Source organism: Irregularibacter muris (assembly GCF_024622505.1).
Classification (GTDB): domain Bacteria; phylum Bacillota; class Clostridia; order Eubacteriales; family Garciellaceae; genus Irregularibacter; species Irregularibacter muris.
Map to the genome: position 1 here is coordinate 63,992 of NZ_JANKAS010000009.1, position 12,574 is coordinate 76,565.

A 12,574-nucleotide genomic window follows, 5' to 3' on the forward strand; every position below is an offset into this window, starting at 1 on the left:
CTCCCTCCCCTTATAATATAAATTTTACATTATTTGTTTATTTCAAAGGATAGAGGTTCTTTACCCAAAACCTTCTATCTTTTGATTGTATGATATTATTAAATGCAAGCACACAGGCATTAATAAAAATATCTTCTGATCCTATAACTCTGTCGGTAGTCCAATCATAACTTTTGCATTAGATGCAATTAATTTTAAATCATTGCATTTATATGGAATCAATGCACCATGCCCCTGTGTTAAATTAATTGTTCCTTCGCTCCATTCAAGTTTTACATCCCCATTAATTGCGACCATAATTCTATGTCCTTCAAAGTTTGGCAATACAAATTCATCTCTAATATCTATGATTTGCATTCCAAATGCATTTGTATCTGAATAATCAATCATTTGTGTTAGTCTACTATTATTTTGAATGATAACTTCTTCCTTTTCTTTCATCACTACCTTGTTTTTTATTTCATCAATGGTATATGTTTCAAAATCAAATAAACCTATACCTTCATTAAATGATAGTCCATTGAACATTTCTTCATCCGTTAAAACTACACCATTTATATTTCTTTCAGCTCGAATAGTAATGTCACTACTCTCATGTATTTCTAAAAAGAGACATCCTGGACCAACCGCATGGGGCATACCCGCGGGGATTAAAATAACATCTCCCTCTTTTACAGGTATTTTGTGTAAACATTCCCTCATTTTTTCAACATCCTGTTTTTTACATAAATCCTGCCATAATTTCTTTGTTACATGCTTTTTAAATCCAGCATAAACACAGTTTTCTTCACCTTCTACCTTTCTAGTTCTTGCAATATACCAGGCTTCTGTTTTCCCGCATATGGAATTAAAATATTTTTTTGCATCTTCCTCTTTTGGATGACATTGCAACACAAGTCGTACTACCGTATCACCTGCCCTTGCAAGAACTGATAAATTGTTTGGATTTTTTTTATTATATTTTTCGCCGAGAATCCCATCGGGATCATTCTCAATTATACTTTTTAATGAAACTGAACCTTGGCTCGGGATTGTTTTGCTAATGGCGTACCCCTCTTCGTGCCCTTTCGATATTGCACCTATGGATGATATCAGTAATTCTTCACAATTATGATTATCTTCTGCTGGATCCATTTTTCTCCACTCATTTAATAATTTCCCACCTATATATGGCCGGGTAATTCTATTATCATCAAAAATAATCGGCTTATTACTCCATTCGCTCATATTTTCCACCTCCACCTTTCAATATTTAAAATAGTCAATTCTTTTATTATGCCGTATCATTTTTAAAATCCTAAATACATTTGTTACGCATCATAACTCAAAATTAATAATGACAATAATAAATATATTTTTTGAATTTTATAAATATTTTGCAAACCTTTTATTATGTCCATATTATCATGAATAAGTCTCTATTTTCAATCATATTTTACGCAAACGTTATCACCACGTCATTTGCTGTGTTTTGGCTTGTTTAATGCTGGATTTTTTCCCATTTCTTGATGAAAACAAAGCGTGATTTTTTTACTTTTTGACTTAATTTTGTTTTGTTATATAATTTAAATTACTATAGTTTTAAGGGGGTATTTGTCCTATGACGACTTTAAAAGATATCGCTAAAGAAGTTGGCGTTTCTGTTTCAACTGTCTCCAGAGTATTGAATATGAAATATAGTAATGCTGCAAGTAAAGAAACACAAGACCGTATTTGGGAAGTTGTTCGCAAAACAAATTATAAGCCAAATATTTATGCACGCTGTTTAAAAAAAGGTGCAGATTTAGATATGCCATCCAAAGGACCTAAGTCTATTTATTGCATATATGCGCGATCTTCTGCCCCAACAGAAAATCCTTTTTTTTCAGAAGTAGCCCATTCTATTGAATACGAGTGCTATCAAAATAATTGCTTTGTTAAATACTTGTTTTTGGGCTATGATCTATCTAATCCGCAAATAAGTAAACAAATTAGTGATATTAAGGCAGATGGTATTGTAATAATTGGACGATATGATGAAAAACTTTTAGAATCTTTTTTAAAAAACCATAAACATGTAGTCTATACAGGATTGAACAAAATAGATACAAAGTATGATCAAATAATTTGTGATGGTTATGAAGCTGCCTGTATGGCTGTTGATTATTTATATGGTTTGGGTCATAGAAAAATAGCCTATATTGGTGAAGAAGAAAATGAAACACGTTTTTTGGGATATAAGGATTCCCTACATCGATTAGGATTATCATATAATAAGGAAATCGTAACAAATATTAGACAATCATTTGATGGTGGATATATGGGGGCAAAAAAATTAATTAACAGAAGTAACAATTTTTCTGCTGTATTTTGCGCAAATGATATTACCGCTACAGGTGCATTGCGTGCATTTAAAGAATGTGCCTTAAAAATTCCAGAAGACATTTCCATTATAAGTGTGGATGATATTGAAATGTCCCAATATACATCGCCCATGTTAACTACAGTACATATACCTACTGATGAACTTGGAAAAGTCGCTACTAGAATTCTTTTTGAGCGTATTGCAAATGGTCCCCACTTACCCTTGAAAATAATGCTTCCATTTCACCTTATAAAGCGTGAAAGCTGCGGGAAACCATCTGATAAATTTAAATAGTGCATATTTGTAAAAATAATATATTTCCTTATCCAATCATAAACACCAAATTAGTTCTTTAAAAAGTTATTAGTATTCAAGAGGGTAAATGGGTAGTAGATGACGTTAGTATAATGTTGTAGATACGAGAATTCAAACGCTGTAAATAAGTGACTGTAAATAGTCCCGTGCTTTATTGACAACAATATTTCGTTTCTGGCAAAAATTCACAAATAGGATAAAACTAGGGTGGAGGTCTTTTATAAGTATCGTGTAAAAAACCTTAAGGGAAATGATAATAGGTGGAAATTTAAAAACAATAGGAAATGTTAGGAGCAGAATTAGAAACCGAATTAGGTTATGAAAAAGGACACAAAAAAATAAACTTACAGATAATCGTAGAGGAAGTATATACTGCAATAGGCGAAGAATTAGCCTATGAAAAACTAACCCAGCTAGAGGAAAAGTGGGGCAAGAAATACCCCTATGCCATAAAGAGCTGGCATACTAATTGGGATGTACTATTACCCTTGTTTAAGTTGCCTTCGAAGTGTAGAAGGATTATGTACGCCACAAACATCATAGAAAGATTGCGTCATCAGTTTAGCAAAGTGATAAAAACAGAGTCCATTTTTCCATCTGATTAGGCTTTAGAGAAAATGCTTACCTAGCTAGCCAGAACATTATGAAAAAATGGACTCAAAAATATAGAAACCAGGATATAGTTCTTAATCATCTTATGATACCCCTTGAAGATAGAATATCTAAATATCAAAAGTAACATTAGGACATTCCAAAATCCTGCTTTCTAGTAAAGAAAGCAAGAGGTAAAATTTACTAGAGAATGATGATAGCTAATATTTGAGTACATTTACTTAATTATAAAAATAATAACTTTTTAGCAAAAATTTACTTGTTTATATCAATTATTTCTTATCAGTTAGGAAATATATACCTTCCTTAGACACAGATTTATTTACACCTCCCCCATAAAAATAACCTCTTTTTTTATACAATGTAGTGTAAATATATTATCGTATCAAAAGCACCCCCATTACCCCCGAAGAAAGTATTGCAATAATGGGATGTAGTTTATATTTATAAACTGCTATAAAAATTACCAAAGCAATCAATATGCTTTGTGTACCTGTGAATGCACTTTTGCCTACTGTGACAGCTGCGGATAAAATTAAACCTAAAATAGTTGGTCTAATTCCCAAAAAAACTGCTTTAACTGTATTTGATTGTTTAAATTTATCATAAATACGTGAAATGATAACAATTAGTATAAAGGATACAGAAATAATAGCTAGAGTTGCTACAATTGATCCTATTAACCCACCATATTTATATCCAACAAAGGTTGCGGAATTTACGGCAATTGGACCAGGGGTAACTTCGGCAATTGCAATAATATCTAAAAATTCTTTTATATCAAGCCACCCATTTTTCACAATGATTTCCCGCTGAATAAAAGGTATCATTGCGTATCCTCCACCAAAGCTGAAGGCACCTATTTTCAAGAAAACTAGGAAAATATTAATTAGTTTCATATAGTTGTTCTCCCTCTCTTTCTTTAAAGAATATATATCCCACCACACCAGACACTATGATTACGATAATGGGATTAATATTTAAAAATTCAATGGATACGAAGGATCCAACTATTAATATGAGGTTTATCCAATTCTTTGCAACTGACTGTTTTAGTTGGAGTATCGCCAATAGAATCAAGGATACCACCGCTGGTCTTATACCAGTGAAAAAAGTTTGGACTACTACAGAATTATTAAACTTCTCAAATATTTCCGCGATGACTACAATGGTAATGAATGAAGGTAAGACTACGCCTACACATGATATTATCGCTCCCAACCAGCTTTTAAGTTGGTTTCCGATAAATACAGATAGGTTAACTGCTAAAGCACCGGGTATGGATTGTGATACTGCAATGATATCTATTAGTTCTTTGTCTTCTATCCACTTTTTCTCATGGACTAACTCTTTTTCAATAATGGGTATCATGGCATATCCACCACCAAATGTGAATGCTCCAATTTTAATAAAGGTCCAGAAAATATTAAATAATGAAATGTCCTTTCTTTGCATATTTTGATCACCTCTCTTCCATGTATAATCAACAATATTTTATGGCCTGTGGACCAAAAAACGGATCTCATAAACAATTACTAAATTGGTGGATTACTTTGTTGTCACATAAAACTTTGCTTTATCCCCTGCTATAATTATTCTGGAAAATATTCCTGAGCCTTTTTTACATTTAATAATTCTTTCCATTAATAAAGCCGGGGCCCCTTGAGGTCTTCCTAAATATTGACTAAAAAATTCATTTAGAATTATTGGTTCAATATATGCAGTAATTTCTTTAATATCTAAACCAAATTCCTTTTCTAAAACTTCATAAAGAACCAGTGTATCTAAATCTCTTTGCAGAATTGAACCATATCTTTCATAATCTAAATACGTTGTTTCAATTGCAAAGGGATCACCCTCAACTTTTCTAAGTCTTCTAATTTTTATTATTTTTTGTATTTTTTCAAGATTCATAGTGCTTTGTATATATGCTGTAGGATATATAATATCTGTTTCAATGATTTCAGAAGTTGCTTCTAGGCCTTGACTCTTCATCTCTTTAAAAAAACTCAACTCTCCTAGTAAGTCTTTATCAAATTTTTTACGCTTTACAAAAGTACCTTTACCTTGCTTTTTATAGATCAAATCCTCCTTTTCCAATTCCTGCATCGCTCTTCTCACTGTTGACCTGCTTACTTCAAAATCTTTACATATTGTATTTTCCGAAGGAATTTCTGTATCAGGTTCCCATATTCCATCCTCGATATTTTCTCTCAGTATTTCTGCTAATTGGTAATACAATGGCACTATACTTTTTTCATTTAATTTTTGGTTCATAAAGTTCACCTCATATCATGTCATTATGCTGTCATTACAAGTTATCCTTAATTAATACTATTCTACATGGATTCTAAATATCCTTCTTTTAAAATATTTTTTTACATAAAAAACTCCTTTCTGATAATATTAATAAACTATAATGACACAGAAAAGAGTTTTTTATAGGAGTACGATAAAATTTACAAACATTACAAGTATACTTATTTTTCATACAAATCTTTTATTTTTATCTCTATGGCTTATATCCCCTTCATGGTCAACGAAATTCTATTTCTCTCTACGTCTACATCTAATACCCTTACCTTTACAATATCCCCTACTCTAACCACGTCCATGGGGTTTTTCACAAAGGAATCACTTAGTTGGGAGATGTGTACTAGTCCATCCTGATGCACACCAATGTCTACAAAGGCTCCAAAGTCGGCTACATTTCTTACTGTTCCAGTGAGCTCCATATCAGGTTTTAAATCGGATATTTCCATAACATCTGTTCTAAAGATTGGCTTTTCCATCTCATCCCTAGGGTCTCTACCGGGCTTTTGTAATTCTTTAATGATATCCCTTAAGGTGGGCTCACCTACTTCCAATCTTTGGACCATGACCTCTACATCTATAGTCTCTAGCTTTTTAGCTGTGCTTTCTAACTCTTTGCCCATAAAATCTGATTTAGAAAAACCACTTTCTTTGATTAGTTTTTCTGCTACTGGGTAGGATTCTGGGTGCACTCCAGTATGGTCTAAAATATTTTCACTATTACTGATTCTTAAAAATCCTGCACATTGGGTGAAGGCCTTTTTGCCCAGCATTTTTACTTGTAAAAATTCTTTTCTTGAGGTGAAGGGCCCATTTTCTTCCCGATGAGCCACAATGTTTTTGGCTATGCTGGCATTTACTCCGGATACATATTGTAATAGAGAAGGAGAAGCGGTGTTCACATCCACTCCTACGCTATTTACAGCATCTTCTACCACACCCCTTAGGGCTTCATCCATCTTCTTTTGATTAACATCATGTTGATATTGTCCTACTCCGATGTGTTTGGGATCTATTTTCACTAATTCTGCCAAGGGGTCCTGAAGCCTTCTGGCTATGGATATGGCTCCCCTTAGGGAAACGTTGATATCTGGATACTCCTCTGCCCCTAGTTTGGAAGCGGAGTAAATAGAAGCCCCAGCTTCATTAACTACCACGTATTGCACTTTTAGATGATGTTCTGCAATCATGTCCGCCACTATTTTCTCTGATTCTCTAGAAGCTGTACCATTTCCTATGGCGATTAGTTGTACGCCGTATTTTTCTATGAGATTAATTAACTGCTTTTTCCCTTCCTCTACTTTGTTTTGGGGAGGGGTGGGATAGATAGTGATGGTATCCAGTAAAGTTCCATATTCATTGACTATGGCAATTTTACATCCTGTTCTATAGGCAGGGTCAAAACCCATGGTCACCTTACCGGGTACAGGGGGTTGTAATAATAGGCTTTTAAGGTTAGTGGCAAAAACCTTTATAGCTTGCTCCTCTGCTGGTTCAGTAAGCATATTTCTAATTTCCCTCTCTATGGAAGGAGAAATTAATCTTTTGTAGGCATCCTTCAGAGCTTCTTCTATGTAAACTTTTGAGCCTTTTGCGTCCTCTTTGACGCTGTTTTTAGTCAAATATCGAATGATTTTTTCCTCTGGAGCTTCAATTTTCACCTGAAGGAATTTTTTCTTTTCCCCACGATTGATGGCTAATACTCTATGATGGACAATTTTTTTGATGGGTTCCTGATAATCATAGTACATTTCAAATTCAGATTTTTCATCCAAGGAAGATTTGGTTTGGATGACGCCTTCATCCCAGGTCAGCTGTCTAATTCTTTGTCTATAGTTCGCATCTTCCGAAATCATTTCAGCGATAATATCTATAGCCCCTTGGATAGCCTCCTCAGCGCTTTTCACTTCTTTCTCTTCATTGATGTAGGCTTGGGCCTCCTGTATGATTTCTGATTGTTCCATTGTTTGAAGTAAGATTTTTTCGGCTAAGGGTTCCAATCCCTTTTCCTTGGCAATAGTCGCTCTGGTTCTTCTTTTTCGTTTGTATGGCAGATAAAGATCCTCTACTTCTTGTAGTACCTTAGCCCCAAGAATTTTCTTTTTCAAGTCCTCTGTCAGCTTGCCCTGCTCCTCAATAAGCCTAATGACTTCTTCTTTTCTTGATTCTAGGTTTCTTAAATAAGTCAATCGATCATTTAATTCCCTTAGAGTAATATCATCAAGCTCTCCTGTCATTTCCTTACGATATCGTGCAATAAAAGGTATGGTGTTTCCTTCATCTATTAACTGAATGGTGTTTTTTACTTGGGTCTCTCTAATATTAAATTCTTGTACCAAACTTCTTATTATCTTTTGCATTATTTTTCTTCCTTTCCTACTTATTTCCCCTTCTTTAGGGAAAAAGAAACGTCGGAATCTTGCCGACGTTTCTTATGCAATAACCATTGGTTTTTTTAAAAAGCCCATAAAATGCTCAAAGAGCTTCAGGGAAAAGGCATCTCTATCCCACATTTTTTCTGGATGCCACTGAACGGCAAATATGGAAGGGATATCCCTGTGTTGTACTGCCTCTATCAGTCCATCCTTACTCCAAGCAACAGGAACCAATGAAGAAGCCACATTGCGGATGGCTTGATGATGGAAGGAGTTTACCCAACCAATCTTTTGTTGGAAAATATCGTAGAGAAAACTATCATTATCAATATCTATAGAATGAATGACCAACTCCCCTTCACTACTATGGTTGTGTTGGAGAATTTCTCGACTTTTGATTTGTCTATAGATATCCTGGTATAAATCGCCACCTAGGGCAATGTTTAAAACCTGCAACCCCCTGCATACCCCGAAAAGAGGGAGTTCCCTTTCTATGCATTCCTGAACCAAGGCAAGCTCTAAAGTATCTCTTTCGGGCACGACGGGACCTAATCCTTGTCTTGGCTCTTCCTCAAAGTGGATAGGGTGAATATCATATCCTCCCGTAAGTACTATTCCATCTAGTTTTTGCAGCAATTGAGCAAGATCCTCCTTAGAGTAAGACAAAACGGGAACCAATACTGGGATAGCTCCCACTTGTCTCAATGCTTCGCAATAATTGGTTTCTTTGTATTGCTTTTTATAATGCAAGTCACAAGAACAGGTTACTCCTACGATTGGTTTCATTTTCTTCCCCCCTAATTTGCTTTTAAATAGGCATGGATAAATTCATCAATTTCCCCGTCCATCACGGCCTGAATATTGCCTACCTCTACACTGGTTCTATGATCTTTGACCATGTTATAAGGATGAAAAACATAGGATCGAATCTGGCTACCCCATGCAATTTGATTATACTCACCCTTGAGATCTTCTATTTTTTCCTTTTGTTCCGATTCCTTTAGTTCAATCAATTTGCTTTTAAGCATTTTCATGGCTACTTCTTTATTGAGATGTTGGGAACGTTCATTTTGGCATTGTACTACAATTCCTGTGGGAAGGTGGGTAATGCGAATAGCGGAATCTGTGGTATTGACGTGTTGTCCTCCTGCTCCTCCCGATCGATAGGTGTCAATCTTTAGATCCTCATTGCGGATATCTACCTCTACTTCTTCATCAATCTCCGGCATGACATCTAGCGAGGCAAAGGAAGTATGGCGGCGACCGGAAGTATCAAAGGGAGATATGCGCACTAAACGATGTACACCCTTTTCGGATTTTAAAAATCCATAGGCATTTAGGCCAGACACCAATATAGTGGCACTTTTCACCCCTGCATCATCCCCTGCTAGATAGTCCAAGGTTTTTACCCTATAATCATGTTGTTCTGCCCAACGAATATACATCCGAAGAAGCATTTCTACCCAATCTTGGGCCTCAGTACCTCCAGCACCGGCATGGAAGGCTAGTATCGCATTGCTATGATCGTAGTCTCCTTTAAGTAAGGTTTGTAATTTGAAGCTTTCTATTTCTTGGCGCAATTCTTTCATACCGCTTCTGATGTCCCCTAACATACTGCTGTCATTTTCCTCTAGGGTCAACTGGATTAGCACCTCTATATCCTCTTTTTTCTCCTGTAAATCTTGATGTTGCTCTATTATGCTTTGTAGTTCCTTATTTTTTTGACCAATTTGTTGAGCTCTTTCTATATCTTCCCAAAAATCTGACTTGCTCATTTCTTTTTCTAGTTTTTCTATTTCCTTTTTCTTGTTAGGGAGGTCAAAGTGAAGCCCCCATTTCTATAATTTGCTCTTCTATGGATTGTAATTCCTGAAGATATTGTTCTAGTTCCATTAAAGTGTTTCCTCCTCACTAGGATTTAAAAGACGATTTAAACCGCCTTTACAATGATTCTTTTCTATATGATATGCGGGTGATTAAGATAGGGGAGAGAAAGAATAGATTCTCCCCTATCTTCCACAACATTTTTTATATTTCTTTCCACTACCACAGGGGCAGGGGTCATTTCTTCCAATTTTGTCTTCCTTTACTACAGGCTTAGAAGTTCCCTCATCGCTTTTATTGGTGACAAGATTATCCATTTCTACCTGTTGCTTAGGCTTTGGTGCCTTGTTGACTTCTACATGGAATAGATATTTTATGGTTTCCTCCTGAATGCTATGGATCATTTCTTCAAACATATTAAAGCCTTCTTTTTGGTAGGCTTGTACTGGATCTTCTTGTCCGTAGGCCCTTAAACCAATACCTTGTTTTAATTGTTCCATATCGTCAATATGTTCCATCCACTTGCTATCTACTACCTGTAAGAGAATAACTCTTTCTAATTCTCTCATTTGCTCGCTGCCTATTTTTTCTTCTTTTTTACTATATATCTCTTGGGCCACTTCTAATAGCATTTGGGCTAATTCTTCCCTGGTTAAGTCTACTTCCGGAATTTCTAAGCTATTCTTGGGTAAAAATATTGTCTCCATATAATCCCAAAGACCTTTGAAATCCCATTCTTCAGAGTAGGTGCTAAAACCTGTATAGACCTGTACATAGTGTTCTATTAGGGCTTCTAGCATGGACCATATTTGGTCATGAATATTTTCTCCCTCTAGTACTGTACGCCTTTGTTTGTAGATAATTTCCCTTTGGCGATTCATCACGTCATCATATTGAAGGACGTGTTTTCTAATGTTAAAATTATTTGCCTCTACTTTTTTCTGGGCATTTTCAATGCCTCTAGATAGCATTTTGTGTTCTATGGGTTGATCCTCTTCTAAGCCCACACTTTCTACTAAGCCTAAGATTCTCTCAGAACCAAAAAGACGCATTAAATCATCTTCAAGGGAAATATAAAATCTTGAGGACCCGGCATCCCCTTGTCGTCCAGAACGTCCTCTTAGCTGGTTATCAATCCGTCTACTTTCATGTCTTTCAGTACCAATAATGTGAAGGCCGCCTAGCTCTTTGACCCCTTCCCCTAGAACAATGTCAGTCCCCCGTCCTGCCATATTGGTAGAAAGGGTAACGGCTCCTCTTTGACCTGCTTGGGCTACAATTTCTGCTTCCTTTTCATGGTACTTGGCATTTAATACCTCATGTTTAATGCCTTGTTTCTTTAATAATTTGCTTAATTCTTCTGACTTTTCTATGGAAATAGTTCCTACCAGTACGGGTTGACCAGTGGCATGTCTTTTCTTGATTTCTTCTGCAATGGCATTAAATTTGCCCTTTTCATTTTTGTAGATAACATCAGACATATCCTCTCTAATCATAGGCTTATTGGTAGGCACAATGACAACGTCCATGTTATAAATGGCTTTAAATTCCTCTTCCTCAGTTTTGGCTGTTCCGGTCATTCCTCCCAATTTATTAAACATCCTAAAGTAATTTTGGAAGGTAATGGTGGCTAAGGTTTTAGATTCTCTTTCTACTCTTACATTTTCCTTAGCTTCTATAGCCTGGTGCAGACCATCGCTATATCGTCTCCCTAACATTAATCGTCCGGTGAATTCGTCTACAATAATTACTTCTCCGTCTTTAACTACATAATCCTTATCTATTTTCATGAGGTGACGGGCCTTTAGCGCCTGATTGATATGATGGGAAATTTCCATATTTTCAGGATCGGCAAGGTTTTCTAGTCCAAAATAGCCTTCGGCTTTTTCTACTCCCTCTTCGGTTAACACTACAGTATGAGCTTTTTCATCAATGGTAAAATGCTCCTCATTTTTCAAGGTTTTTACAAAGGAGTCTACTACATTATAGAGTTTGGTACTTTTATCGCCACTGCCTGAAATAATCAGTGGTGTTCTAGCTTCATCAATGAGAATACTGTCTACCTCATCTATGATGGCATAATTTAAATCCCGTTGTACCATTTGTTCCTTGTGGATAACCATATTATCTCTTAGATAGTCAAATCCATACTCATTATTGGTTCCATAGGTAATATCAGCAGTATAGGCTTCTTTTCTTTGGGCAAAATCTAACCCATGAACCACTAATCCTACCTTTAATCCTAAAAATTCATAGAGTTTACCCATCCACTCACTATCTCTGGTGGCTAGGTAATCATTGACCGTCACAATGTGAACTCCTTTTTCTTCCAAAGCATTAAGATAGGCTGGTAGGGTTGCCACTAAAGTTTTTCCTTCCCCGGTCTTCATCTCTGCAATTCTGCCTTCATGAAGTACTATTCCTCCTAAAAGCTGCACAGAGAAATGCCTCATATGAAGCACTCTTTTAGAAGCTTCTCGCACTACTGCAAAGGCTTCTACCAAAAGATCATCTAAAGTCTCCCCCTGGGATAATCTTTCTTTAAATTCTATGGTCTTATGTTGAAGTTCTTCGTCCTTTAAAGCTTCCATTTGGGGTTCTAAGGCTTCAATTTGATCTACTGTCTTCATCATCTTTTTAATTTCTCTATCATTCAAATTTCCAAATATCTTTTCTAATAGGGCCATTTTTTTCACCTCTTTATTAAACTACCTATTATTTTAACATTTTACCTAAACCATAGCAATGAATACAAGCTTTAAGGTTTTGTGGGTAAGAAAAAAGCAGCTTA

General features: G+C 35.7%; 10 protein-coding genes. 2 read left to right on the forward strand and 8 right to left on the reverse strand.

The window, feature by feature from the left end; genetic code table 11:
* Positions 1-141 precede the first annotated feature (141 nt).
* Positions 142-1,227, reverse strand: coding sequence for a class I mannose-6-phosphate isomerase (locus tag NSA47_RS10470; RefSeq protein WP_257531736.1), 1,086 nt, complete (start codon positions 1,225-1,227; stop codon positions 142-144).
* A gap of 373 nt (positions 1,228-1,600) precedes the next feature.
* Between NSA47_RS10470 and NSA47_RS10475 the strand changes: the two genes are divergently transcribed.
* Positions 1,601-2,638, forward strand: a complete 1,038-nt coding sequence (locus tag NSA47_RS10475) for a LacI family DNA-binding transcriptional regulator (protein WP_257531739.1) — start codon at positions 1,601-1,603, stop codon at positions 2,636-2,638.
* Between the two features lie 305 nt (positions 2,639-2,943).
* On the forward strand, positions 2,944-3,264 hold the full coding sequence (locus NSA47_RS10480; RefSeq protein WP_257531741.1) for a transposase: 321 nt from the start codon (positions 2,944-2,946) through the stop codon (positions 3,262-3,264).
* 384 nt (positions 3,265-3,648) lie between these two features.
* On the opposite strand, the gene NSA47_RS10485 is transcribed toward NSA47_RS10480, so the two are convergent.
* The 7 genes from NSA47_RS10485 to secA all read right to left on the reverse strand — a co-directional run bounded on the left by NSA47_RS10485 (position 3,649) and on the right by secA (position 12,470).
* Positions 3,649-4,170, reverse strand: a complete 522-nt coding sequence (locus NSA47_RS10485) for a chromate transporter (RefSeq protein ID WP_257531743.1) — start codon at positions 4,168-4,170, stop codon at positions 3,649-3,651.
* Positions 4,157-4,726, reverse strand: coding sequence for a chromate transporter (locus NSA47_RS10490; protein ID WP_257531746.1), 570 nt, complete (start codon positions 4,724-4,726; stop codon positions 4,157-4,159). The genes NSA47_RS10485 and NSA47_RS10490 overlap by 14 nt, the downstream gene beginning before the upstream one ends.
* A 93-nt stretch (positions 4,727-4,819) precedes the next feature.
* Entirely contained in the window at positions 4,820-5,548 is a 729-nt protein-coding gene (locus NSA47_RS10495) for a GntR family transcriptional regulator (RefSeq protein ID WP_257531748.1), read from the reverse strand.
* Positions 5,549-5,790: 242 nt separating this feature from the next.
* Entirely contained in the window at positions 5,791-7,944 is a 2,154-nt protein-coding gene (locus NSA47_RS10500) for a Tex family protein (RefSeq protein WP_257531750.1), read from the reverse strand.
* Between the two features lie 72 nt (positions 7,945-8,016).
* The gene (locus NSA47_RS10505) at positions 8,017-8,745 is read right to left on the reverse strand and encodes a gamma-glutamyl-gamma-aminobutyrate hydrolase family protein (protein ID WP_257531752.1); all 729 of its coding nucleotides are present in this window, start codon (positions 8,743-8,745) and stop codon (positions 8,017-8,019) included.
* 11 nt (positions 8,746-8,756) lie between these two features.
* Positions 8,757-9,852 (reverse strand): peptide chain release factor 2 gene (prfB, locus tag NSA47_RS10510; RefSeq protein WP_373370324.1). Its coding sequence is split into 2 segments (ribosomal slippage): positions 8,757-9,779 and positions 9,781-9,852, totalling 1,095 coding nucleotides; the frame shifts between segments, so codons are not numbered across the junction.
* Positions 9,853-9,968: 116 nt separating this feature from the next.
* Complete coding sequence (secA, locus tag NSA47_RS10515) at positions 9,969-12,470, reverse strand: preprotein translocase subunit SecA (RefSeq protein WP_257531754.1); 2,502 nt, start codon at positions 12,468-12,470, stop codon at positions 9,969-9,971.
* Positions 12,471-12,574 lie beyond the last annotated feature (104 nt).